Consider the following 25579-nt stretch of genomic DNA (forward strand, 5'->3'; position numbering starts at 1 on the left):
CCGATGGCCAGATGGAAGAATAATCATGCGTGAACTCGTGCTCCATTGCCTGGAGGCTCAGGCCGAAGCCCTGTCGGACGCGTTGCTCGAAGCGGGCGTGCTGTCGGTGTCCGTCGAAGACGCCGACTTCGGCACCGATGACGAACGCCCCTTGTTTGGCGAACCGGGCACCGAGCCCGACGTGCAGGCCTGGGACCGCAACCGCGTCGTGGCCTTGCTGCCCGATGGCGCCGATCCCACGCAGATCATGGAAGAAGCCGCGTCGGCCGGTGAGCTGGACCCGACGCTGTTTGCCGGCTGGACGCTGCGCGACGTGCCGGACGCCGACTGGGTGCGCCTGACGCAATCGCAGTTTGGCCCCATCCACATTGCCGAACGCCTGTGGATCGTGCCCAGCTGGCACCGCGACAATCCCGATGTGCCCGGGCTGGACCCGGCCACCGCCGAAGAGGGCGCCATCCATATCGAGCTGGACCCGGGCTTGGCGTTCGGCACGGGCAGCCATCCCACCACGCACCTGTGCCTGGCCTGGCTGGAAGCCGAATTGCCCGCCGGCGCGACCGTGCTGGACTACGGCTGCGGCTCGGGGATTCTGGCCATTGCCGCGCGCAAGCTAGGCGCAGGCCCGACCTTGGCCGTGGACATCGACGCGCAGGCCGTGCAAAGCACGGCCTACAACGCCGAGGTCAACCACGTAGCACTGCAAGCCATGCTGCCCGACGCGCTGGCCGACGGCACCTTCCAGGTGGTCGTGGCCAACATCCTGTCCAATCCGCTGAAAGTGCTGGCGCCGATGTTGGCCGGCCGCGTGGCAGAGGGCGGGCATCTGGTGCTGTCCGGCGTGCTGGAACGCCAGGCCGAGGAAGTGGCTGCCGCCTACGCGCCCTGGATGGCGATGTCGGTCTGGCGCGCCCGCGACGGCTGGGTTTGCCTGCACGGCCAGAAGGCCTGAGCACCGCTTAGGCAGGATCGCATCACATGGCTTTGACCACCCGCTGCCCGCAATGCGGCACCACGTTCAAGGTGGTGCCGGACCAGCTGCGCGTCCGTAACGGCCTGGTGCGATGCGGCGCCTGCTCGACGGTTTTCGACGGCCGCGCCTGCCTCTTGCCCGGCGCCGACGCGAAGGCGCTGCCGCCCGTGCCGCCAGCCGCGCGTCCCGCAACGCCGGCCCCGGCCGCAGCCGCCGCCGCGCCGGTCCTCTCGCGGCCCTCGGTAGCGCCCCGCCAGGTTCCGCCCTGGGAAGACGAACCGGCCTCGCATCCGCATGCCCCGACCGCCGCGCCGACGCCTGCCGCACCAAGGCCTGCTCCGGCAGTGCCGCCAGCCCCCGCAACGCCTGCGCACGCCCCGATGACGCCGCCGCCGCCGCCGCCGGGCCGAGCCGAGCCGGTAATTCCGGCCGCCGTGGCGCCTGCCGCTGCGCCCGCCGTGCTGCGCGGGCGTGAGGCGATACGCCGCCACGTCGAGCCCGACGATAAGCTGCCGGAAGACGAGTTTGACGACGAAGGCCCGTTGGACCGGGACCTGGACGATGAAATGCGGGACGACCGGCATGGCCGCGTCCAGACGTATCGCCCCGAACCCATCATCGCCACGCCGCGTGGCAACGAACCGGTGTTCAACTGGCAGGACCGGGCCGAGGAAGACGACCGAGACGATCATCGAATCGACGATCGGGATCACGACCACGACCACGACCACGACCACGACCACGACCACGACCACGACCACGACCACGACCACGACCATGACCGCGACCAAGACCGCCATCACGACCAGGACGATCACCGCATAGGCGACCACGATGACCCGCGCGTCGATCACCGCAACGTCTCCCGCGATCGCACCCCGCGCCACCACGACGTTCGCCAGCCTTACGTCGCCGACCACGCCCTGAGCCGTCACGACGCCTACCGCGCCGACGACGACGGCCCCGGCTTTGACGACGGCATCGAGCCCGTGCTGGGCGATGCGCGCACGCGATATTCCAGCGCCACCGACGTGGGCCGCGCCCCGCCCGAGTTCCTGGACCAGGACCGCACCGAACGCCGTGGCCTGCTGCGCAAATTGTGGGGCTATGCGTGCCTGTTGGGCCTGATCGCGCTGGGCCTACAACTGCTATACGTTTACCGCACCGACATCGCCAACTCCGTGCCGGCCGTGCGCCCGGTGCTGGAAGCCGCGTGCAAGCCGCTGGGCTGCACGGTGGGCTACGCGCGGCGCTTGGAGCGCATCGCGATTTCCTCGTCGTCATTGCAACCGCCCACGGGCGCGGCCGCCATCGACGACGGTCGCAGCCGCCTGGTGCTGAACCTGGTGCTGCGCAACCGCTACGACAAGCCGCAGCATTGGCCGGCGCTGGTGCTGGACCTGACGGATCTGTCCGACACGGTCGTGGTGCGCCGCGTGTTGCGGCCCGAAGACTACCTGACGCCCGAGCAACTGCGCGGGCCGTTCGCGCCGGCGGGCGAGCTGAAGATTTCCGTGCCCATTGAAGTGACTGGTGTTCAGGTCAATGGCTACCAACTTGATAAGTTCTTTCCTTAAAGGATGACACGCATGGCAACCCCCGTCCTGGTTTGCGGTTCGATGGCGTTCGACACGATCGCCGTGTTCGAAGGCCGCTTCAAAGAGCACATTCTTGCCGACCGCATCCAGTCGTTGAGCGTGTCGTTCCTGGTACCCAGCATGCGCAAGGAATATGGCGGTTGCTCGGGCAACATCGCCTACAACATGAATCTGCTGGGCGGCAAGCCGCTGCCCGTGGCCACCGTGGGCGAAGACGCCGGCGAATACCTGGAACGCCTGTCGGCCCTGGGCATCGACATCGCCCGCGTCAAGGTGATTCCCGATACGTTCACCGCGCAGTGCTTCATCACCACCGACCTGGACGATAACCAGATCACCGCTTTCCACCCGGGCGCCATGTCGTTCTCGGCCGACAACGACCTGAGCGATGCGCAAGCGGCCTGGGCCATCGTTGCCCCGGACGCCAAGGAAGGCATGTTCGCGCACGCCGAACGCCTGCACGCGCGTGGCATCCCGTTCATCTTTGACCTGGGCCAGGCGATGCCGCTGTTCGACGGCGCCGACCTGGAACGCATGCTGAAGATGGCGCGCGCCCTGACCGTGAATGACTACGAAGCGGGCGTTGTCGAACAGCGCACGGGCCGTGGCATGGCGGACATTGCCGCCACGTTGGAAGCCGTGGTCGTGACGCGCGGAGCCGAAGGCGCCACGCTCTTGACCGGCGGCAAGACGATCCAGATCGCGCCGGTGCGCGCCACGCAAGTGGTCGACCCGACCGGTTGCGGCGACGCGCAGCGCGGCGGCCTGCTTTACGGCCTGACCAGCGGCTGGAACTGGGAAGACAGCTGCCGCCTGGGCAACGTCATGGGCGCCATCAAGATCGCCTCGCGCGGCCCGCAGAATCACGCGCCGTCGCGCGCCGATATCGACGCGGTGCTGCACGCCACCTACGGCATCCACTTGCCGGCTTGATCGTTTTATCCGGACTTCGAGACACGGGAACCGCCGCGCGATTGCGCGGTCGAACGGACGTTGAAAATCACCGATGCGACGGCGCGAATATCGCGCTGTCACAAGGTGATTGCTGGCTTTGGCCGTGAGTTTCAGTGTGTTGCAACCGCGCCTGCCCGGGGTAGTGCGCGGGGTATGATCAGTTTTCGTCGGCAGTGCCCGATCGAGGAGTCCAAATGAATCAAAGTAAATCTCTTTCCCTGGTGACCCCGCGTACTGGCCGGTGGCTGGCCATCGCGGCCGTCGTGACGTCGATGGCTGTGCTTGGCGGCTGCGCGAATCGCAGCGCGTCCAGCGGGGTATATAGCTACGACCAAGCCCAGCGTGAGCAGATCGTCCGTACGGGCACGGTCACGGGCGTGCGCCCGATCGTGATCCAGAATGACAAGTCCAGCGGTGTCGGCATGTTGGCCGGCGGTGCGCTGGGCGGTGTAGCCGGCAACGCGGTTGGCGGCGGCACGGGCCGCACCATCGCCACGGTCGGCGGCGCCATTCTTGGCGCGCTGGCGGGCAACGCGGTCGAAAACCGCGTTGGCACCAACTCCGGCTATGAAGTCACCGTGCGCCTGGACAACGGCGAAACCCGTGTCGTGGCGCAAGAAGCCGACGTGCCGATCAGCGTGGGCCAACGCGTCCAGGTGATCAGCGGCGCAGGCCCCACCCGCGTCACCCCGATGTAATTCCCGAAGCCCGCGCAAGCGGGCTTTTTCGATGCGCGCCGACGCGTATGAAGGCCCCGATTATCGGGGCCTTTTTTTGCCTGAAAGTGTCGCTCCGCCGCAACGAGAACCCCGGGATTTACCCGCAGGCGTTACGTTTCCCTGCCTTTTCTCGCGATTTAGCCCAAAAGTTTCATGGCGATTCGACGGCCAAAGTGCAATGATTGCGCCTGCGATCGATGTCAAGCTTTCGCGGCGATGTAACCAAGTGCGTCCCTGTGGGCGTCCCTGCGTGCTCCCCGACATCGTTCTGGATCGCTGAATCCCGTCAGTTGAGCTTCAGCTTTTTTCTGTATTCTCGTCACCTGAATCCCAGGGGCGGGGATGTTTTGCCGACAAGGCAACTGCAATATCTATGCATACCGAGCAAGAACTCCACACCAAGATCGGCGAGATCGTCGAGTCGATCGTCATGAAGAAAGTCACCCCCGATACGCAGTTGATCGCCACGGGTCTGGTTGATTCCCTTGCCGCCGTGGACATCACGCTGGCTGTCGAATCCGAGTACGGTTGCAGCATCCCGGCTCCTGAAATCGCGGAACACCTGCAGTCGGTCCGTACGCTTGCCGGCTATGTCGCTGCCCATACTGCATAACACCCGGTTCTTGTCCCACGTCGCGGCCGCCGCGACGGCAGTAGCACTGGCGATAGGGGTGTACTGGGGCGCGGACGATGTGCTCAGCCGCATCGTGACGCCCACCGCCTCGCCCATGGCCGCCGCTGCCGACAAGAGCAACTACCTGCCCAACCTGGGGCCGGACTGGGGTACCCAACACGTCAACCTGAATCGCCTGGGCAACGCCCTGAGCGACGGGACGCTGGTCGTGCTGGGTTCGTCCGAATTGTCCAGCCACGACCTGCGCTTCGTGCCTTACCGCTTCTTCCCTGAAGAACTGAAGGTGCCGACGCTGGCGTACGGCCACGCCATGTTCCAGTCCTACGGCATCGTCAGCGTGCTGGAGTCCGTGGCCGATTCCCTGACGCCCAACACGCGGTTGGTCATCATGGTGTCGCCGGCCTGGTTTGCTTCGGGTGGCCAGCTGCCGCGCAGCGCCTTTGCCGAGCACGTGACGGGCCCCGTCTGGGACCGCCTGTGGGATCAGCCCAGCACGCGCGAGCAGATGCAGAACTGGATCAGCGACAACGCCAACTGGGGGCTGCTCTGGCTGATCGCCAATGGCCAGGTAGCTGAACTGAAAGACAAGCTGTCGCTGTGGTGGCATGCCCGCAAAGAGCCGGCGCCCGACCGTCCGCGCACCAAGCTGTCGGTGCCCGCGCACCGCTTCGTATCCTGGCCATCCGCCGCGCGCCTGAACGAAGGGCAGTGGGGCCGGCTGACGCATGAGGCGCGCGAAGTCGAACGGCAGCTGGGCGGCAACAACCCCTACGACGTGCGCGACGATTACTACAAGCAGTACCTGGCGCCGCTGTATTCGCCAGCGCGCAACGAATTCGCCGACGTCGACCCGATCACCCGCACCGAGCTCGGAGATCTGTCGCGCGTGATGGCCTTGCTGCAAAAGCGCAAGGTCAAGGCGTACTTCGTCATTCAGCCGTTCAACCCCAAGCTGATCCTGGACGTCGAACGGTTCGACCCGGTGGTGGCCGCCATCACCGGCATGTGCCAGCGCTATCAGATGGGCTGCCTGGACCTTTACAGCATCCCGTTCGAACCGGGCATGGTGCGCGACGACATGCATCTGGCCGAGCTAGGCTGGGCCATGGCGGACCAAGGTATTGCGGAGTACTTTTCCCGATGAAATTCTTTCGCAAGGACGGCGCCGGGCGCCGCTTCTTCTGGCATTTGTGCCTGTACATCGGGGTCATCCTCGTATTCGTGCTTCAGGCTCAGCCCACCACGGGCAGCGGCGGACCGATCAAGGTCGAATTCCAATACCAACAGTTCTGAGCGCGCCATGGAATTGTTCGCAAGCTTGAGTTTTTTTGGCGGCGCGCTGTGCGGCGGCCTGGGCCTGTTGGCGTATCGCTCGTTCGGCATGCCGCTGCGCATCGGTTATCGCCACATCATCGGCGTGATCTGCCTGGGCGTATGGATGGCGGTCTTCTGGGCGCGGCCGTATCAGCCCATCGCGCTGCTTGCCATCTCGGGCAGCGCCTTGTGGGCGGTACGCCGCAACTACATTCCGACGTGGCTGGCCGTCATCATCACCATGACACCGCTGCTGCTGGTCAAGACGGGCGTGTCGCATCTGGGCGCCATGCTGGGCCTGTCGTTCGCGACCTTCCGCGCCATCGATGTGCTGCTGTTCGCACAGCGCAACGAACGCGTGTCGCCGCTGGACTACTTCATCTACCTGTTCTTCCCGCTGACGCTGCTGGCCGGCCCGATGTATCGCTGGCGCAATTTCCAGGCCGACCTGAAGCGCGGCTATGAAGGCGTGAACCTGAACACGTGGCTGATCGGTCTGGAACTGATCATGGTGGGCGTGATCCAGAAGTTCGGCCTGGCCGAACTGATCTGGCGCTATGGCCTGGCCACGCTGGACGCGCACGATTATTCGTTCACGGGCGTGGCGTTGAACGCGTCGCTGTACAGCGCGTATCTGTTCTTCGACTTCGCCGGCTATTCGACGATGGCAATCGGCATCGGCATGCTGTTCGGCTTCACCTTGCCGATCAACTTCCGCAATCCGCTGGCCACGCTGAACCCGCAGGATTTCTGGCGCCGTTGGCACATCAGCCTGTCCGAGTGGCTGCGCGACGTGGTGTTCATGCCGATCTACAAGGCGCTGAGCAAGACCAAGTTCTTCGGACGCCATCGCATGGCGGCGCAGAACATCGGCATCTTCGCCACGCTGCTGGCCATGGGCGTGTGGAACGGCCTGTCGCTGCACTACATCGTCAGCGGGCTGATGTTCGGCGCGTATTCGGTGGGTCACAACCTGCTGATCAACGCGTCGCGCACCCGCCCCGCGTTGCAGGCCACGCTGGCGCATCCGGTGATGCGCTTCCTGGGCCGCGTGCTTACCTTGATCCTGGCTGCGCTGGCGCTGTACGTGTTCAGCGGTCGCAGCCCCATCTGACGCCGGGAGTTTCGGCATGCGTTTCGATCTGAAATCGTTCCAGTTCGTGGATACGGACCTCTCGCCCGACGCCCTGGCCATTGCCGCCGCCGACCGCTCGCTAAGCTGGTCGCAGTTGCGCGACGAAGCCCAGGCCTGGGCGGACGTGGCGCGCGAGCAGGGCGTGGCCCCCGATGTGCCGGTGGCCATCTACGGCCACAAAGAAGCGTCGTTTTTCGTCGCCATGGTGGGCGCACTGCTGATCGGTGCGCCGTTCGTGCCTGTTGACACCATCTACCCGGCCGACCGCCTGCGCCGCATCGTCGAGATCGTGCGCGCCGCGGCTGTCTATGATGCGGCGTCCGATACCTTCACGCGTGGCGAAGGCGCGATGCTGGCTGAACGCGGCCTGGCCTATGTGATGTTTACCTCTGGCAGCACGGGCGACCCCAAGGGCGTGCAGATCGGCCGCGAAAGCGTCGGCCTGCTGGGCGACTGGATGCTGGGCAGCTTTGGCCTGGGCGACGCGCCGGTGTTCATGAACCAGGCGCCGTTCAGCTTCGACCTGTCGATGTATGAAGTGTTTGCCACGCTGGCCTCGGGCGGCGCCTGTGTGTTGAACGCACGCGAGCAGATCGCGGCGGCCGGCACGTGGATGCCGCGCCTGGCGGAGCATGGCGTGACGGTGTGGGTGTCGACCCCGTCGTTCGCGCACCAGCAGTTGGCCAACCGCGACTTTTCCCCCGCGACCTTGCCCGCGCTGCGCACGTTCCTGTTTTGCGGCGAGCCCTTGCCCGCCGCGCTGGCCAAGAAGCTGCGCCTACGCTTTCCCGATGCCGTCATCCTGAACACGTACGGCCCTACGGAAGCCACGGTGGCAACCACCTGGATCGAAGTCACCGACGCGGTGCTGGCCGCGCACGATCCGCTGCCCGTGGGCCATGCCAAACCCGATAGCGTATTGATCGTGGACGAAGGCGAGATCTGCATCGTGGGCGACCACGTGATGCGCGGCTACCTGAATCGGCCCGATCTGAACGAAGCCAAGCTCTACACCTATGAAGATGGCCGCCGCGCGTTTCGCACTGGCGACCTGGGGCTGATGCAGGAAGGTGGGCTGCTGTTTTGCCGTGGCCGCATGGACGACCAGATCAAGCTGAACGGCTATCGCATCGAGCTGGCCGAGATCGATGAGGCATTGCATGGCCTGCCGGGCGTGGAGGGCGGGGCGTGCGCGGTGCTGCGCCGGCCCGATGGCACGGCGGTGCGCTTGATTGGTTTCGTGGCGGGTGTGGCCCAAGAGCCCGATGCGCGCTTTCTGGCGCCCGACGCGCTGGCCGGCTGGAAAGAGCGCCTGGCCCAGCGGCTGCCGCCGTACATGGTGCCGTCGGAGCTGGTGGCCTGCCCGGCGCTGCCCATGTCCAACAACCACAAGATCGACCGCAAGAAGCTGGTCGAGATCTACGCCGGCATTCCGGCCTAGCGCCCTGACAAGAAAACAGGAACGGGGCGCAATGCCCCGTGTCCTGGTTTACTACAGGCCCATCATGCGCTGGCTTAGGTTGGCCAGCACCATCAGCAGGATCTGCGCCACGATCAGCAGCACCAGCGGCGAAAAGTCGATGCTGGTGCGCGGCAGGATGCGGCGGATGGGGTCCAGCATGGGCGCGGTCAGCGCCTGCAACAGCGGCATCATCGGCGCCGTCGGGTTGACCCAGGACAGCACGGCCTGGATCAGCGTCAGCCACACCACCAGGTTCAAGGCCCACTTGATGGCCATGATCAGCGCCGAACCCATGGCGGCTGGCAGCAGCGCGGCGGGAATCAGGGCGCCCAGCGCCACCAGCCAGATCAGCACGATATAGAACAGCGCGGCCAGCCAGGCGGCAACCAGGCTGGTCCAGTCGATCTTGTTGCCTGCCGGGATGACCTTGCGCAGCGGCAGCACCAGCCAGTTCGTGGCTTGGTAGATCGTGCGCGCCAGGGGGTTGAAAGCGTGGAGGCGGATCGCGTGCATCCAGGCGCGGGCAATCAATGCCGCGCCAAACAGCGTGAACACGATTTCGAGGAGGAAGCGGAAGATTTCACCGAGCATGGACGCGATCACCCAAAAAAAGAGGAGTCAATTGTCGCACGCTGCGCGCACATATTGCCGCCGCATTTGGCGGATGGCGCAGGCGCAAAAAAGCCGCCCGGCCAAGGCCAGGCGGCTCTAGTGAAGCTATTGCTTCGAACCGTCCGAATTAAGGACGGCCACCCGTGGGAAAGGGCCACGACGCGGCGGGATTCAGCGCGGTCTTTGCGCCCGGGGCAGCAGCCGTGGAGGGCGGCGTTGCGGGCTTCTTGGGAGCGGCCTTCTTGGCAGCAGGCTTCTTGGCAGCGGCGGGCTTGGCAGCAGCAGCCGGCTTGGCGGCAGCAGGAGCCTTCTTCGCAGCAGCAGGAGCCTTCTTTGCAGCAGGCGCCTTCTTGGCGGCAGGAGCCTTTTTGGCAGCGGGGGCCTTCTTGGCTACTGCTTTCTTGGCAACGGCCTTCTTGGCGGCGGGAGCCTTCTTGGCAACGGCCTTCTTTGCAACTGCCTTCTTGGCGACGGCCTTCTTGGCTACCGCTTTCTTGGCGGCAGGCGCCTTCTTGGCAACGGCCTTTTTGGCGACGGCCTTCTTGGCTACCGCTTTCTTGGCTACGGCCTTTTTGGCAACTGCCTTCTTGGCAACGGCCTTCTTGGCGACGGCTTTCTTGGCTACCGCTTTCTTGGCGGCAGGCGCCTTCTTGGCGACGGCCTTTTTAGCGACGGCCTTCTTGGCTACCGCTTTCTTGGCGACGACCTTCTTGGCTGCCGGCTTCTTGGCGGCAACCTTCTTCACTGCCGGCTTCTTGGCGGCGGCGACTTTCTTGACTGCTACCTTCTTGACAGCGGCTTTCTTGGCCGGTGCGGCCTTCTTAGCGACTGCCTTCTTGGCGGCGGGCTTCTTCGCCGCTGCTTTCTTTACGGCTTTCTTGGCTGTTGCCATGGTCATGCTCCTTAGGTTCAGGGGTCCCAGAACTTAAACCCGTGCCCCGACTCGCCAACAAGGCGAACCGTGCCCGGGCTATTCATCGGCGCATGCCGCTGTTCTGTGCGAGCAACAGCTACTACGGTTTGCGCTAATGAATTCGGCACAGCCATTTGATATGGCCCCCGCTCCTTTGGCGCGAGCCATTTCAAATGGCGCCGGTCGCAGCCTGATCACAGGCCGCCGACCGCTTGTTCTACGTGTTCGAAAACACCCTGACCAGGAAGCGCGTCATCAAGCCTGTCGCGAACGCGACGCTCTGCATTCGCAGAGCGTGCCCGCGCCGGGCCTGATGACGTACTGCTTTACTCCCAGCTCAGCGTGCCACCGGTTTGGTATTCGATCACGCGAGTTTCAAAAAAGTTGCGTTCCTTTTTAAGATCGATCATTTCCGCCATCCAGGGGAAGGGATTTTCTTCCTGCGGGTACAGCGGTTCGATACCGATTTGCTGGCAACGACGGTTGGCGATGAAGCGCAGGTAGGATTTGAACATAGGTGCGTTCAAACCCAACACGCCGCGCGGCATCGTGTCTTCGGCGTAAGCGTATTCGAGTTCGACCGCTTTGCGGAAGAGTTCTCGAATTTCTTCGCGGAAGGCCGGCGTCCACAGATGCGGATTTTCCAGTTTGACGGTGTTGATCAGGTCGATGCCGAAGTTGCAGTGCATGGATTCATCGCGAAGGATGTACATGTACTGTTCGGCGGCGCCGGTCATCTTGTTCTGGCGGCCAAGCGCCAGGATCTGCGTGAAGCCAACGTAGAAGAACAGGCCTTCCATCAAGCAAGCGAAAACGATCAGCGACTTCAGCAGCGTCTGGTCGGCTTCGGGCGTGCCCGTCTTGAAGTTGGGGTCCGCGATCGCGTCGATGAACGGGATCAGGAACTGGTCTTTGGCGCGGATGGACGGAACTTCGTTATAAGCGTTGAAGATCTCGGCTTCGTCCAGGTCCAGGCTTTCGACGATGTATTGATAAGCGTGCGTGTGGATCGCTTCCTCGAATGCCTGGCGCAGCAGGAACTGGCGGCATTCGGGAGCCGTGATGTGGCGGTAGGTGCCCAACACGATGTTGTTCGCGGCCAGCGAGTCGGCCGTGACGAAGAAACCCAGGTTGCGCTTGACGATGCGGCGTTCGTCTTCGGTGAGCCCGTTGGGGTTCTTCCAAAGCGCGATGTCGCGCGACATGTTGATCTCTTGCGGCATCCAGTGGTTGGCGCACGTGGCCAAATACTTTTCCCACGCCCACTTGTACTTGAACGGCACAAGTTGATTGACGTCGGTTTCGCCGTTGATGATGCGCTTGTCGGCAACCTTCACGCGCTGCGCGGTAGCGGCGCCGCTGGCAGCCAGACCCGCCGCGTGTTCAGGCGCGGCAGGCGTGGGCATGGCGGTGTCGCCGAATACACCCGTCGCCGCCCGGACTTCGGGCGCAGCCTGCTGGCCGCCCGCAGGGGCGGGGGAAGCAGGTTGCGTGGCGGTGGTGTCGTCTTCCCAATTAATCATTTCAATTCTCCGGAGGCGGTTATTGGCAGGCTTCGCACTCTTCGAAGCCGGGGTCGCCCGGCCGCATGGTGCAAACCGCCCCGAGAACTTCGGGTTCCGGCAAAACAGGTGCGGCGCCCACGGCCGCGGCCGTGGATTGACCACCAGCGGTGACGGCGTTCAGTTCGCCGCCGCGGCCCGTGGACTTCTCGGCGCTGGTGGCGCCCAGGGTACGCAGGTAGTACGTGGTCTTCAGGCCACGCAGCCATGCCAGCTTGTAGGTGTCATCCAGCTTCTTGCCCGATGCGCCCGACATGTAGATGTTCAGCGACTGAGCTTGATCGATCCACTTCTGACGGCGCGACGCGCATTCAACCAGCCAGCTCGGTTCGACTTCGAACGCGGTGGCGTAGAGTTCGCGGAGTTCGGAAGGTACGCGATCGATGCGGGACAGGCTGCCGTCGAAGTACTTGAGGTCGGCGACCATGACTTCGTCCCAGAGACCGAGTTTCTTCAGGTCACGCACGAGGTAATCGTTAACGACCGTGAACTCGCCGGAGAGATTCGATTTGACGTACAAGTTCTGGAAAGTAGGTTCGATGCACGCAGATACACCAATGATATTGGAAATAGTCGCGGTTGGGGCAATTGCCACGCAATTGGAGTTGCGCATGCCGTGTTGTTTGATGCGCGCGCGCAACGTATCCCAATCGAGCGTGCTCGATTCATCAACTTCAACATGACCACCGCGTTCATCACGCAGCATCTTCAACGTGTCTTGCGGCAAGATGCCACGCGACCACAACGAACCTTCATACGATTGATAGCGACCACGTTCTTCGGCGAGCAGGCTCGACGCGAAGTACGCGTGATAGCAAACGGCTTCCATCGAACGATCAGCGAATTCAACGGCGGCTTGCGATGCGTAAGGCACGCGCATCATTTGCAGGCAGTCTTGGAAACCCATGATGCCCATGCCCACCGGACGATGGCGCGCGTTGGAATTGCGGGCCTTCTCGACGGCGTAGTAGTTGATGTCGATAACGTTGTCGAGCATGCGCATCGCGATGCTGACCGTGCGCTTGATCTTGTCGTGATCCAGTTCGAATCCGCCGCCGGCAGCCGGCTTCATGTGCGCGACCAGGTTCACCGAACCCAGGTTGCACACCGCGATTTCGGATTCGTTGGTGTTCAGCGTGATCTCGGTGCACAGGTTCGAGCTGTGGACGACGCCCACGTGTTGCTGCGGCGAACGGATGTTGCACGGATCCTTGAACGTGATCCAGGGGTGGCCGGTTTCGAACAGCATCGACAGCATCTTGCGCCACAACGTCAGCGCCGGCATCTTCTTGTACAGCTTGAGCTCGCCGCTGGCGACGCGCTTTTCGTAGCCGACATACGCTTCTTCAAACGCGCGGCCGACCTTGTCGTGCAGGTCGGGGCAGTCGGACGGCGAGAACAGCGTCCATTCACCGCCTTCCATGACGCGCTTCATGAACAGATCGGGAATCCAGTTCGCCGTGTTCATGTCGTGCGTGCGGCGGCGTTCGTCGCCGGTGTTCTTGCGCAGTTCCAGGAATTCTTCGATGTCCAGGTGCCACGATTCCAGGTACGTGCACACCGCGCCCTTGCGCTTGCCGCCCTGGTTCACCGCGACGGCGGTGTCGTTGACGACCTTCAGGAACGGAACCACGCCCTGGCTTTCGCCGTTGGTGCCCTTGATGTGGCTGCGCAGCGCGCGCACCGGGGTCCAGTCGTTGCCCAGGCCGCCGGCGTACTTGGCCAGCAGCGCGTTTTCCTTGATGGCGTCGTAGATGCCTTCCAGGTCATCGGAGACGGTCGTGAGATAGCACGACGACAACTGCGAGTGCAGCGTGCCCGAGTTGAACAGCGTCGGCGTCGAGCTCATGAAGTCGAACGAGGACAGGATCTCGTAGAACTCGATGGCGCGCGTTTCGCGGTCGGCTTCGCGCAGCGCCAGGCCCATGGCCACGCGCATGAAGAACACCTGCGGCAGTTCGATGCGGGTGCCGCGGATGTGCAGGAAGTAGCGGTCGTACAGCGTCTGCAGGCCCAGGTAGCCGAATTGCAGATCGCGCTTGGCGTTCAAGGCCTTGCCCAGGCGAGTCAGGTCATAGTTGGCCAGTTCGGGCGACAGCAGGCCGCCTTCGATGCCGCGTGCGATGAACGTGGGGAAGTATTCGGCGTAACGCGCGATCATGCCGTCTTGCGAGACTTCTTCGCCCAGCACTTCCTTGCGGATCGTGTGCAGCAAGAGGCGAGCGGTGACTTGGCTGTAGGCCGGGTCTTTTTCGACCAGCGCGCGCGCGGACAGGATGGCGGACTTGAACACTTCGTCGACGGGGATGCCGTCGTACAGGTTCTTGACCGTTTCCTTCAGGATGGCTTCGCTATCGATGAATTCGTCCAGGCCTTCGCCGGCGGCGACGATGGTCGCGCGCAACTCAGCCAGGTCCAGCGGACGGCGCACACCGGCGTCGGTGACGTTCAGCACGTGTTCTTCAGGAGCGGCGGCGGCCTTTTCCTGGCCTTCGGCGGCAGCGGCGGCGGCGCGCTCTTGCGTGCGCTTCTCGCGATACAGGACGTAGGCGCGGGCAACGTCATGTTGGCCCGAGCGCATCAGCGCCAGTTCGACCTGGTCCTGGATGTCTTCAATATGGAAGGTGCCGCCGTTGGGGCGGTTGCGCACCAGGGCGTTCACGGCCTGGCTGGTCAGGTTCTCGACCAGTTCGCGCACACGCGCGGACGCGGCGCCCTGGCCACCGTTGACGGCCAGAAAGGCCTTGGTCATGGCGATGGCGATCTTGCTGGGCTCAAACCCAACCACCGAGCCATTGCGGCGAATGATGTTGTAGCTGGCCCATTGCCCGCCATTGGCGTCGGCAGGGGAATCGGTTTGCGAGGGCGGCACGGCCGAAGGCCGGGTCACAGAGGCGATCGAAGTCTGCATGGAAGCTCCTGTGCGAAAACGCGTAGATAGCGACATGACGGCGGTCATGTCCGGTACGAATGTGGATCTTTTGAGGGGGTCGGAACGGCTTGGACGGCTTAGTCCAAAAGGCGTGGCCGACGAGAATCAGCGCTTAGGCGACCACAACATGTAGTGTAGCACCCCTCGTTGGACACTAATTCTAGTGATCGAGACCTACTGGAACAAGAAGAAGATATGACGAAGCTCACAAAAGATTGTTACTAAATGCACTGGGCGCGCCCAGTAAGGCGCGCCCAGGACTGCACCGCTCAGAGCGACTGTTTATGCGGTTTTCCGCAGGGGTATGTCGCGCGGGGCCGGTGCCATATAGCTCTGCATCAATCGACCCAATTGCGTCCGGTACTTCTCGACGTTCGCAGACTTCACGTGGCCGTAGCCGCGGATGGTTTCTGCAAGGCCGGCGATTGTAGCTGCTTGCGCGATCTTGTCGCGGGTCAACCCTACAAGAAGCTGGTCTATGGTCTGGCGGTACTCGGTGACAAGCGCCCGCTCCATCTTGCGTTCGGCGGTGTGGCCGAACGGGTCGAACCAGGTGCCGCGCAGTCCTTTCAACCGTGTCAGCAATTTCAGTGCCGACATGGTGCGCGGCCCCAGCGTCATCTTGCGCGGCACACCGGTGCGCGGGTCCTTGCGGGCGAAGATCGGCGGGGCCATGTGAAAGCGCAGGCTGTAGTCGCCTTCGAACTGACCCTTCAACTGCGCCTGGAATGCCTCGCCGGTGTAGAGCCGCGCCACTTCGTATTCGTCCTTGTAGGCCATCAGCTTGAACAGGCCGCGCGCCACCGCCATCGCCAGTCGCGGCGACTTGGCCTCGGGCGCCAATTCGCGTTCGCGCGCGGCAACCGCTTCGACCACGTCCTGGTAGACGCGTGCGTAGCGGGCGTCTTGATACGCGGTCAGGTCCGCAATGCGGCGGGCCACGGCGCGTTCGAAGGTTTCCGGCACGTGCAGCTGTACCACCTGGGCACGCGGACGCAGCGCGCTTTCCAGCGCGTCGGGCTGATGCGCAGCCAGCCGGCCGCTGTCGAATGCCGCGCGGTTCGCGGCTACGGCCACGCCGTTCAGTTCGATGGCGCGGTTGATCGACGCCTGCGACAACGGCACGCCGCCGCGCTGCCAGGCATAGCCCAGCATGAACATGTTCGACAGGATGCTGTCGCCAAACAATGCCAGCGCGGCTTCGTGCGCGTCGATGGCGGCCGTGTTGGCATCGCCCGCGGCGTGGCGAATCTTGGCCAGCAACGCCTCGGGGCGCATGGCGGCGTCAGGGTCCCGCGTGAACTCGGACACGGGCGCCACATAGGTGTTGACGGTGACCTGCGTGTGCCCGCGGCGCAACGCGCCCAGCGAATCCGGCGCGACCGAGGCCACCGGGTCGCACAGGATGGCGGCATCGGCCTGCTGCCAGTCCAGTCGCACCGGACCCGCCGGCGCGCCGGCAGGCGCCAAGCGGATATGGCTGACAACGGTGCCGCCCTTTTGCGCCAGGCCGGTCAGGTCCAGCACCGCCGCCGACAGGCCTTCCAGGTGCGCGGCCATCGACACGATGGCGCCGATGGTGATGACGCCCGTGCCGCCCATGCCGGCGACCAGCAGCCGGTAGGGCCGGTCCAGCGACGGCGTGGCGGGTTGCGGCAATTGCTCGATCAGGCGTTGCAGGCGTTCCTGATCGGTCTTGGGCGCGGCGCTCTTGCGCGGCTTGCCACCCATGACCGACACGAAGCTGGGGCAGAAACCTTCTGCGCAGGAATAGTCCTTGTTGCAGCTGGATTGGTCGATCGCGCGCTTGCGGCCGTACGGCGTTTCCAGCGGCACCACCGACAGGCAGTTCGATTGCACGCCGCAGTCGCCGCAGCCTTCGCACACCGCGCTGTTGATCAGCATGCGGCGCGCCGGATCGGGGAACTGGTTCTTCTTGCGGCGGCGGCGCTTTTCGGCGGCGCACGTCTGGTCATGGATCAGCACGGTCACGCCGGCAATCTCGCGCAGCTCGCGCTGCAACGCATCCAGCTCGCGGCGGTGGTGCACCTTGATGTTGGGTCCCAGGTCCACGCCCTGGTATTTTTCAGGCTCGTCGCTGGTGACGACGATGCGCGCCACGTTCTCGCCGCGCAGTTGCTGGCAGATCTGCGGCACCGAGATCGGGCCGTCCACGGGTTGCCCGCCCGTCATCGCAACCGCGTCGTTGAACAGGATCTTGTAGGTGATGTTGGCGCGCGCGGCGACCGCCTGGCGAATCGCCAGATAGCCCGAGTGGTAGTAGGTGCCTTCGCCCATGTTCTGGAAGATGTGCGGCATCTTGGTGTAGCGCGACAGCCCGATCCAGTCCACGCCTTCGCCGCCCATCTGCGTCAGCCCGCCCGTGTCGCGGTCCATCCACGCAGCCATGTAGTGACAGCCCACGCCGGACAAGGCCTGGCTGCCCTCGGGCACCTTGGTCGACGTGCTGTGCGGACAGCCCGAACAAAAATACGGCCGGCGGCGCATGCCATCGGCGTCGTTCGACAGCGCCGACTGGCAATCGAACGCGGCCAGGTCCGTGCCCAGCGGCAGGCCGGCGCTGCGCGACAACCACGCCGCCAGCGGCCGCGCCAGCAGCGACGGGCGCAATTGGCCCGCCGACGGCACCACCGTTTCGCCGTCCAGGCCTTTCTTGCCGATGACGGTCGGGCGGTCCGGCAGGTTGAACAGCAGATCCTTGATCTGGCTTTCGACCACGGCGCCTTTTTCTTCGATCACCAGGACGTGCGACAGCCCGCGTGCAAACTCCAGCAGCCGTTCACCGTCCATCGGCCAGGTCAGGCCCGGCTTGTAGATGCGCACGGGCGCGTTGGCGGTGACGGTGTCCACGCCCAGGCGCGCCAGCGCTTCCATGGTGTCCAGATGCGCCTTGCCGACGGTGACGATGCCCACGGTGGCGCGCGGCGCCGGACAGGTCAGGCGGTCAATGCTGTGGCGGCGCGCGAAGGCGGCCACCGCTTTCATGCGCAGATTCATGCGCGCTTCCACGGCCAGCGACAGGAAGTCGCGCGCGGAATACTCCAGCGACTCGGGCGGCATGTCGGAGTTGGACGGCATGTCGTAGTGCTGCACGGCGGCGGGGGTGAACGAGTGCCCGCTTTCGATGGTTTCGGACACCGCCTTGAATGCGACCCACGTGCCGGAATAGCGCGACAGCGCCCAGCCCCATAGCGCAAAGGTCTCGTACTCGTCGATCGAGGTCGGATGCACGATCGGCATTTGCCAGCCGATCAACGACGCTTCGCTGGCGTGCGGAATCGAGGACGACACGGCGGTGTGGTCATCGCCCACCACCACCAGCACGCCGCCGTTGCGCGATGCGCCGGCCGCGTTGCCGTGATGCAGCGCATCGCCCGCGCGGTCCACGCCCGGCCCTTTGCCGTACCACATGGCGAATACGCCATCGACGTTGCGATCGGCGCGTACGCCGGCCTGCTGCGTCCCCATGACGGCGGTGGCGGCCATGTCTTCGTTGATGCCGGGCAGGAACGAGATCTTGCTGGCGTCCAGCGCCTTCTTCGCCTTCCACATGGCCATGTCCACGCCGCCCAATGGCGATCCGCGGTAGCCCGACACAAAGCCCGCCGTGTTCAGCCCGCGTTCACGGTCGACCCGTGCCTGCGTCAGCATGATTCGCACCAGCGCCTGCGTTCCCGTCAGGAAGATGCGGCCGGACTCCCGCGTAAGGTTGTCGGCAAGCTGGTAATCAAGGTCCAGCTGGGGTTCGGGGGCGGGAGTGCCGTCCATAGTGAATGCTCCTGGTATTTCGCACCATGATAGGTTCGCGAGGCATCCGATTTATTGCGTTTTTGGATCGTGCTATCCCTATAATTCGCAATGAACATTTCGTGTTCGACAAAAACCAGGAGACAAAGCGATGGACAAGACCGATATCGGCATCCTCAAGGCCTTGCAGGAGGACGGCCGGGCTTCGGCGCAGCAGCTGTCCGACAAGGTAGGGCTATCGGCCGCGCCGGTGTGGCGGCGGGTCAAGGCGATGGAAGCCAGCGGGGTGATCCAGGGCTATAGCGCGCAGGTGGACCGCAGCAAGGTGGGCCTGGGCTGCATGTTTGCGCAGATCAGCCTGGAGCGGCATTCGTCGAACACGGTTGAACACTTCGAACGCTCGGTGCGCGACGCGCCCGAAATCCTGGAGTGCTACGCCGTCACCGGCGATTCGGACTTCCTGTTGAAGATCCTGGTGGAAAGCCCCGAGGCCTACGACCGTTTCCTGCATCGCTTCCTGTTCAACATGCCGGGCATCCGCCAGACGCGCACCATCGTGGCGCTGCGCGAGATCAAGCACGAACAACGGCTGCCGTTGTGACCCAGGCCGATCGCAGCGCCCTCTATATATAGAGCGCGCGGAAAAAGCAGCCGTGGACACGCGCGCGGTGTCGCTTGAAACCAACGCATTCGTGCGCGTTCCATGGCTAAACCAGCGGCTTTGCGACGCGGACTGTTGCGCAATTGCACACCGCGCGGATCGTCGTTGATTCTTGCCCAGCGGCTCTTTAGAGTGCGTGATGTTTGCTGCGCGAGGGACGTGCCGGTGTGATCGGCGCGGCGCGTCGACAGACGTGTTGAGGAAGTCATGAGCAGTGTGTATTTGCGTTCGGCCGGCATCGCCTGCGCCGTTCTTATCCTGGCCGGGTGCGTCGCCAGGAAGCCCGCCGTCATTACCGAGGCGCAGCCCGCGGACCCACCCAAGGCGGTGGCCTGTGTGCCGGCCAAAAGCGGCGACCCCATGATTGGTACCTGGCTGTCGAACACGCGCCCGCGCGATGTCAGCGGCGAATTGCAATCGCTGATCGTGTTGTCCGCCGATGGCTCGATGGCCTATGAGTCTTTGCTCAAGATCGGGCGCAAGTCGCGCCCGGCCCTGCGCGAGACCGGTTGCTGGACGGTGGCCGACAACGTCTACACGATGCAGACCACCAAGTCCGCCGGCGAGCCCGTGGATGCCAACGACCCCATTTACCTGAACCGCTATCGCGTCGAAAAAGTCGAGCACGCCAAATTGACGCTGCGCGAACTCAAGAGCGGCGGCCAGGTGGTCACCGCGCGCCGCATGCCGCAGGGCTATCGCCTGCCGTATTGAGCGTTGCGCGGGGAGGGCGCATGCCGGCGCTGCGCCGGAACAAGGCCGCGCCCGACGCACCGTTGCGCGGGGCGGACACTGCGTTCGCCCACCGCGCCAAGATGGCCGGGCTGCGGTAAGGTGCGGGCTTCGACTTTTGCCTAGCCGCCGGTTCCCCATGCCCGCCATGTCCTCTGAAGCACGCGCCATCGCGCTGCTTGCCCTGGCCGCCTTTGTCAGCGCCAGCGCCTTTCGCATCTGTGATCCCATGCTGCCGCAGCTGGCGGCGGAATTCGGCACGACCACCGGCCAGGCGGCGCGCGCCGTGACGGCGTTTGCGGTGGCCTACGGCGTGTTGCAGATGTTCTTCGGTCCCGTGGGCGACCGCTACGGCAAGTACCGCGTGGTCAGCGTGGCCACCGTGGCCTGTGCGTTGGGCAGCGCGGGCGCCGTCATGGCCGAATCCCTGGATGTGCTGGTGCTTTGCCGCGCGCTGTCCGGCGCGGCGGGGGCGGGCATCGTGCCGTTGTCGATGGCCTGGATTGGCGACAACGTACCCTACGAGCGCCGCCAGGCGACGCTGGCCCGCTTTTTGACCGGCACCATCCTGGGCATGTCCGCGGGCCAGTTGGCCGGCGGCATTTTCGCGGACACCGTGGGCTGGCGCTGGGCCTTCGCGGCCCTGGTGGTGGGCTACCTGATCGTGGGCGTGCTGCTGCACCTGGAGGTGCGGCGCCAGCGCGCGGCGGGCTTTGCGCAGGTGGACCCCAACGCGGTTCGTCAGGGCTTTATCGGGCAGGCGCGGCTGGTGCTGGGCACGCCGTGGGCGCGCATTGTGTTGGCCACGGTGTTCGTTGAGGGCCTGCTGGTCTTTGGCGCGCTGGCATTCGCGCCGTCTTACCTGCACGAACGATTCAACATTTCGTTGACGGCCGCCGGTGCGCTGGTGGCGGTGTACGCGGTGGGCGGGCTGATCTACACGGTCGTGGCCGGCCGCATACTCAAGCGTCTGGGCGAACGCGGCCTGGCGGTTGCGGGCGGTCTGGTGCTGGGCGTCGCCTTCCTGTCGTACCTGCTGGGTCCGATCTGGATGTGGAGCCTGCTTGCCAGCGTGCTGGCGGGCTTTGGCTATTACCTGCTGCATGCCACGTTGCAAACCAACGCGACGCAGATGGTGCCTTCCGCGCGTGGCACGGCGGTGGCGTGGTTTGCGTCGTGCCTGTTCATGGGGCAGGCGGCGGGCGTGGCGTTGGCGGGGGCGGTGGTGGACGAGATCGGCGCCGCGGCGCTGTTTGGCGGGTCGGCGGTGCTGCTGCCCCTGCTGGGCGCGTTCTTCGCCCGGGCGTTGAAGGCGCGCGCGGCGATCACGAACGCGTAGGGCGGGGGGGCAGGGCCAATGGCAAGGCAACCGCCGGCCAACGGCCCGCCAATAGCAAGCCAACAGCAAGCCAATAGCAAAACGAAAAAACGGCGTTCCGAAAACTCGGAACGCCGTCTTTGGGTCAACATATCGGATTCGACCCGGATCGCCTTGGCTAAGCCGATCCGGGTTCAACAGGTCTGTGCTGAGTCGGACGAGCCTTGCCCGGTCCGGCTTGAAGTCCGTCCTGCTTAGATCGCAGCCAGGCGGGCCAGCACCGTCTGCTTGCCCAGCAGGGCCAGCACGGCGTCGACGGCCGGGGTTTGCGTTTGACCCGTCACCGCCACGCGCAGCGGAACCGCCAGTTGCGGCATCTTCATGCCACGGTCGGCCAGCACGGCCTTGATCAGCGCCGACAGGGCCTCGCGGGTCCAGTCGGTGTCTTGCGCGCGCTGGGCAAAGTCGGCCAACGCTTCGCGCGCGGGGGCGGTCAGGTGCTGCTCGACCAGTTCCGGCGCGGCCGGTGCGAACGGCGCGCAGAACAGCATCGCGCCATCGGCCAATTGTTCCAAGGTTTCAGCGCGGTCTTTCAGCAGGCCCATCACGCCCGGCAGGTCGATTTTTTCAGGGTGGCCGCCCCGGTTCGCCACGCGCGGCGCCACGCGTTCGGCCAGCTCCGCGTTGTCCATCTGCTTGATGTAGTGCGCGTTGACCCAGTTCAGCTTCTTCGGGTCCCATTGCGACGCGGACTTCGACAGGTGCTTGGTGTCGAACCAGGACACCAGTTGCTCGCGCGAGAACAGCTCGTCGTCGCCGTGGCTCCAGCCCAGGCGGGCCAGGTAGTTGATCATGGCCTCGGGCAGGTAGCCGTCGTTGTCATATTCCATGACGTTGACCGCGCCGTGGCGCTTGGACAGCTTTTCGCCGTCCGGGCCCAGGATCATGGGCACGTGGCCGTATTCGGGCAGCGTGGCGCCCAGCGCGCGCAGGATGTTGATCTGGCGCGGCGTGTTGTTGACGTGATCGTCACCGCGCAACACGTGCGTGATGCCCATGTCCCAGTCATCGACCACGACGCAGAAGTTGTACGTGGGCGTGCCGTCCGGGCGCGCAATGATCAGGTCGTCAAGTTCGGTGTTGTCGAAGCTGATGGTGCCCTTGACCATGTCGTTCCAGGAGGTGGCGCCTTCTTGCGGGTTCTTGAAGCGCACCACCGGCTTGCGGCCTTCGGGGATGGCGGGCAGCGTCTTGCCGGGCTCGGGGCGCCACGTGCCGTCATAGCGCGGCTTGTCGCCGCGTGCGCGGGCGGCTTCGCGCATGGCTTCCACTTCTTCGGGCGAGCTGTAGCAGTGGTAGGCAGTGCCGGCGGCCAGCATCTGCGCGACCACTTCGCGATAGCGGTCCATGCGCTGCATTTGATAGAAGGGGCCTTCATCGGGCTGCATGCCCAACCACTGCATGCTGTCCAGAATGGCCTCGACCGCTTCCGGCGTGGACCGCTCGACGTCCGTGTCTTCGATGCGCAGCACAAACGTGCCTTGATGGTGGCGCGCGAACGCCCAGGAGAACAGCGCGGTGCGCGCGCCGCCCAAATGCAGAAAGCCCGTGGGCGAAGGCGCGAAGCGCGTACGAATGGGGGAGGTGGCGTTGGAAGTCATAGGTGGCAATGATAGCGGCTGCGGCGCCACAAAAGCGGCGTCAGGCTGGGTCCACATCAAGCGGACGGCGGGCTTGTCTTGTTACGATGAACGGTATTTTAGATTAGGGCGTACCCCCTATGCTGCGACACGCGCTTGCCCCCATGTTCGAACCCAGTTCGCTGGTGATCGTTGCCGACCGGCCACTGCCGGCGGCGGGCTCTCTGTCGCCCGCGCTCAAGGCGAAGACCACGGTGGTCGATTGCCAGGCGGGCGCCGCGCCGGAATTGCCCGCCGCCCTGGAAGGCCTGGCGGCGGGAGCGCGGCCTGATCTGGCCCTGGTTTGCGTGTCGCCCGCCGTGCTGCCGGAAACACTGCGCCGCCTGTCGCCGCTGGCGCCGCGCGCCGTGATCCTGTTACCGCACGAACTGCCCGATCCGTATCCGCGCGGCACCTGGGCGTTGTGCCGCGCGTGGGCGGAAGAGAACCGCTGCGAACTGCTGGGGCCGCGCTCGTTTGGCGCGCAGCGGCCGCATGCCGGGTTGAACTTCAGCCAGCACCCGGTGCTGGCGCGCGCGGGGCGCGTGGCGCTGGTGGCGCAGTCGCGCTCCATCATGGCCGCCGTCATGGACTGGGCCGAAGACGTGCACATCGGCTTTTCCACCGCCGTGTCGCTGGGCGACGAAGCGGTGGTGGGGCTGTCGAAAGTGCTGGATTACCTGGCCAGCGATCCGCGCACCGACAGCATCGTGCTGTACCTGGAAGACGTGGGGCCGGCGCGCGAATTCATGAGCGCGCTGCGCGCCGCGGCCAGCGTAAAGCCCGTCATCGTGCTCAAGGCGGGTCGGTCCGATGCCGACAGCGCCGACGCCATTTTCGATGCCGCCCTGCGCCGCGCGGGCGCCGTGCGCGTGCGCTACTTCGTGCAGCTGTTCTCGGCCGTGAAAGTGCTGGGCTATACGCGCCGCCCCAAGGGCCGGCGCGTGGCGCTGATCTCGAACGGCAGCGGGCCTCCGCAATTGGCCATGGACCTGATCGGCCCCGACGCCGCCGTGCTGCGCGCCGACCTGGCGCCCACCACCCGCCGCGCGCTGGAAGCCATGCTGGAGCCCGACGCCGCCTGCGACAACCCCGTCATTACCTACACGCCGCTGACGCCCGAACGCATCCGCGCCATTCTGGAAACGGTGCTGGACGACACGGGCGTGGATGGCGTGCTGGTGCTGCTGGCGCCTGACGCGCTGGCCGACATGCCCGCCGTGGCGCGCGAGCTGGCGCAGATTGCGCCCAGCGCGAAGAAGCCCGTCGTCACCTGCTTCATGGGCGACGCCGGCATGCGACCGCTGCGCCGCATGCTGGACGATGCGGGCACGTCGGCGTTTCGTACGCCGGAATCGGCCGCCGACGCGTTCGGCGTGCTGGCCTCGCACCACTACAACCAGCAGCTGCTGCTGCAAACGCAACCGCAAGAACCCCCAACCCACGTGCCCGACCTGGCCGCCGCGCGCGAACTCATCGCGCGCGTGCGGGCGGATTGCCGCCGTGAATTGAATACGTCCGAAATCCGGACCTTGCTTGGCCTGTTCTACGTGCCGCTGCGCGACATGCCGGTGGAGGTGGCGTCCGCCGAACCCGAATCCCGCCCCATGGCGATCCGAGTGCGGCGCGATCCGCAGTTTGGCCCTGTCATCCGCTTTGGCGCGGGCGGGCCCGACGCGGTGCTGTCCGTGGCCGATCGCGGCATGGATCTGCCGCCGCTCAACGGCTTCCTGGCCCGTCAGCTGATCGAACGCAGCCGGCTGTGGCGCCGTGTGCTGGCGCCGCGTGTGGGCCATATGGCGGCCGAGTCGCTGCAACAGGCGGTGGTGCTGGTGTCTGAAATGGTGTCGGAATTGCCCGACATCGAAACGCTGGATATCGACCCCCTCTACGCCGGCGAAACCCATCTGCGCGCGGGCGGACTGCGCATGATGCTGACCGAAACGCCGGGCTGTGAAACGCCGCAGACGTCCGGTTATCCGCATATGGCGATCCATCCGTATCCCACGCGGCTGGTGCACGTGCGCCGATTCAATGACGGCATTCCGTGGGTGCTGCGCCCTATCCGTCCGGAAGACGGCGAGGCCTTGCAGGAATTCATTCGCGGCTTGTCCGAACGGTCGCGCTATATGCGCTTTGTGTCGATGATGCGCGAGCTGACACCGCGCATGGTGTCGCGTTATACGCAGGTGGATTACCACCGTGAACTGGCGCTGGTGGCGGCCACGCAGGTGCCCAACCCGGCCAACCGCGGCCATCCGCGCGAAGTGATCGTGGGCTTTGCCCACTATCTGCGCAACCCGGACGGGCGCGGCGCGGAATACGCGCTGGTGATCGGCGATGATTGGCAGCGGCGCGGCCTGGGCCGCCAGCTGATGACGGCGCTGATCGACGCCGCGCGCGAGCAGGGGCTGGAATACATTGATGGCCTGGTGCTGTCGACCAACCGGCCCATGCTGGCGCTGATGACCAGCCTGGGCTTTACCAACGACGCCGACCCGGAAGACCCGACGATGCGGCGCGTGTGGCTGGGCCTGGCCTAGGCGCCGACACGGTAGCGCATCGGGTTGGCCCAGCTCGGCCCGGCCCGGCCTGGCCCGGCCTGGCTTGGTC

General features: G+C 65.0%; 19 protein-coding genes and 1 pseudogene. 14 read left to right on the forward strand and 6 right to left on the reverse strand.

Translation table 11 applies throughout. The features are described 5' to 3' along the window. Positions 1-25 precede the first annotated feature (25 nt). The 10 genes and pseudogenes from prmA to AC6LJY_RS26545 all read left to right on the forward strand — a co-directional run bounded on the left by prmA (position 26) and on the right by AC6LJY_RS26545 (position 8768). A complete protein-coding gene (gene prmA, locus AC6LJY_RS26500; protein ID WP_120153731.1) occupies positions 26-952 on the forward strand; it encodes a 50S ribosomal protein L11 methyltransferase in 927 nt (308 codons plus the stop codon). 26 nt (positions 953-978) lie between these two features. Continuing rightward, positions 979-1083 (forward strand): annotated as a pseudogene (locus tag AC6LJY_RS26505) (zinc-ribbon domain-containing protein); the annotation flags it as partial. A 456-nt stretch (positions 1084-1539) separates the two neighbouring features. Continuing rightward, a complete protein-coding gene (locus tag AC6LJY_RS26510; RefSeq protein WP_498137143.1) occupies positions 1540-2550 on the forward strand; it encodes a DUF3426 domain-containing protein in 1011 nt (336 codons plus the stop codon). 12 nt (positions 2551-2562) lie between these two features. Next, positions 2563-3504, forward strand: coding sequence for a carbohydrate kinase family protein (locus tag AC6LJY_RS26515; RefSeq protein WP_046806526.1), 942 nt, complete (start codon positions 2563-2565; stop codon positions 3502-3504). Between the two features lie 215 nt (positions 3505-3719). After that, positions 3720-4223, forward strand: coding sequence for an outer membrane lipoprotein (locus AC6LJY_RS26520; protein WP_046806525.1), 504 nt, complete (start codon positions 3720-3722; stop codon positions 4221-4223). A 394-nt stretch (positions 4224-4617) separates the two neighbouring features. After that, on the forward strand, positions 4618-4857 hold the full coding sequence (locus tag AC6LJY_RS26525; RefSeq protein WP_046806524.1) for an acyl carrier protein: 240 nt from the start codon (positions 4618-4620) through the stop codon (positions 4855-4857). Continuing rightward, a complete protein-coding gene (locus tag AC6LJY_RS26530; RefSeq protein ID WP_314360622.1) occupies positions 4835-6022 on the forward strand; it encodes a D-alanyl-lipoteichoic acid biosynthesis protein DltD in 1188 nt (395 codons plus the stop codon). The genes AC6LJY_RS26525 and AC6LJY_RS26530 overlap by 23 nt, the downstream gene beginning before the upstream one ends. After that, positions 6019-6171, forward strand: a complete 153-nt coding sequence (locus tag AC6LJY_RS26535; RefSeq protein ID WP_104145181.1) for a hypothetical protein — start codon at positions 6019-6021, stop codon at positions 6169-6171. Before AC6LJY_RS26530 ends, AC6LJY_RS26535 begins: the two co-directional genes overlap by 4 nt. A gap of 7 nt (positions 6172-6178) precedes the next feature. Further along, complete coding sequence (locus tag AC6LJY_RS26540) at positions 6179-7306, forward strand: MBOAT family O-acyltransferase (RefSeq protein ID WP_046806522.1); 1128 nt, start codon at positions 6179-6181, stop codon at positions 7304-7306. Positions 7307-7322: 16 nt separating this feature from the next. Next, entirely contained in the window at positions 7323-8768 is a 1446-nt protein-coding gene (locus AC6LJY_RS26545) for a D-alanine--poly(phosphoribitol) ligase (protein ID WP_498137140.1), read from the forward strand. A 51-nt stretch (positions 8769-8819) separates the two neighbouring features. On the opposite strand, the gene AC6LJY_RS26550 is transcribed toward AC6LJY_RS26545, so the two are convergent. The 5 genes from AC6LJY_RS26550 to AC6LJY_RS26570 form a co-directional block, all read right to left on the reverse strand. Beyond that, the gene (locus AC6LJY_RS26550) at positions 8820-9380 is read right to left on the reverse strand and encodes a YggT family protein (protein ID WP_046806520.1); all 561 of its coding nucleotides are present in this window, start codon (positions 9378-9380) and stop codon (positions 8820-8822) included. 148 nt (positions 9381-9528) lie between these two features. Further along, positions 9529-10293 carry a histone H1-like DNA-binding protein gene (locus tag AC6LJY_RS26555; protein ID WP_104145179.1) on the reverse strand — a complete coding sequence of 255 codons (765 nt, stop codon included), beginning with the start codon at positions 10291-10293 and terminating at the stop codon, positions 9529-9531. A 347-nt stretch (positions 10294-10640) separates the two neighbouring features. Next, the gene (locus AC6LJY_RS26560) at positions 10641-11837 is read right to left on the reverse strand and encodes a ribonucleotide-diphosphate reductase subunit beta (RefSeq protein WP_104145178.1); all 1197 of its coding nucleotides are present in this window, start codon (positions 11835-11837) and stop codon (positions 10641-10643) included. 19 nt (positions 11838-11856) lie between these two features. Next, positions 11857-14787 (reverse strand): ribonucleoside-diphosphate reductase subunit alpha, encoded by a 2931-nt coding sequence (locus tag AC6LJY_RS26565; protein ID WP_046806517.1) that lies wholly within the window; start codon positions 14785-14787, stop codon positions 11857-11859. A gap of 303 nt (positions 14788-15090) precedes the next feature. Beyond that, complete coding sequence (locus tag AC6LJY_RS26570; RefSeq protein ID WP_498137141.1) at positions 15091-18597, reverse strand: indolepyruvate ferredoxin oxidoreductase family protein; 3507 nt, start codon at positions 18595-18597, stop codon at positions 15091-15093. Between the two features lie 130 nt (positions 18598-18727). On the opposite strand from AC6LJY_RS26570, the gene AC6LJY_RS26575 reads away from it, so the two are divergent. The 3 genes from AC6LJY_RS26575 to AC6LJY_RS26585 all read left to right on the forward strand — a co-directional run bounded on the left by AC6LJY_RS26575 (position 18728) and on the right by AC6LJY_RS26585 (position 21308). Further along, positions 18728-19177: an Lrp/AsnC family transcriptional regulator gene (locus AC6LJY_RS26575; protein WP_046806515.1), complete on the forward strand. Its 450-nt coding sequence runs from the start codon at positions 18728-18730 to the stop codon at positions 19175-19177. Positions 19178-19444: 267 nt separating this feature from the next. Next, complete coding sequence (locus tag AC6LJY_RS26580; RefSeq protein ID WP_046806514.1) at positions 19445-19951, forward strand: hypothetical protein; 507 nt, start codon at positions 19445-19447, stop codon at positions 19949-19951. A 157-nt stretch (positions 19952-20108) separates the two neighbouring features. Further along, a complete protein-coding gene (locus AC6LJY_RS26585) occupies positions 20109-21308 on the forward strand; it encodes an MFS transporter (RefSeq protein WP_485801984.1) in 1200 nt (399 codons plus the stop codon). Between the two features lie 233 nt (positions 21309-21541). On the opposite strand, the gene gltX is transcribed toward AC6LJY_RS26585, so the two are convergent. Next, positions 21542-22948 (reverse strand): glutamate--tRNA ligase, encoded by a 1407-nt coding sequence (gene gltX, locus AC6LJY_RS26590; protein WP_498137142.1) that lies wholly within the window; start codon positions 22946-22948, stop codon positions 21542-21544. Between the two features lie 119 nt (positions 22949-23067). Here gltX and AC6LJY_RS26595 point away from each other — a divergent pair, with 119 nt between their 5' ends. Further along, a complete protein-coding gene (locus tag AC6LJY_RS26595; RefSeq protein WP_120153746.1) occupies positions 23068-25509 on the forward strand; it encodes a bifunctional acetate--CoA ligase family protein/GNAT family N-acetyltransferase in 2442 nt (813 codons plus the stop codon). Positions 25510-25579: the final 70 nt, after the last annotated feature.

The sequence above is a fragment of the Achromobacter sp. RT286_PF genome, from assembly GCF_059760425.1.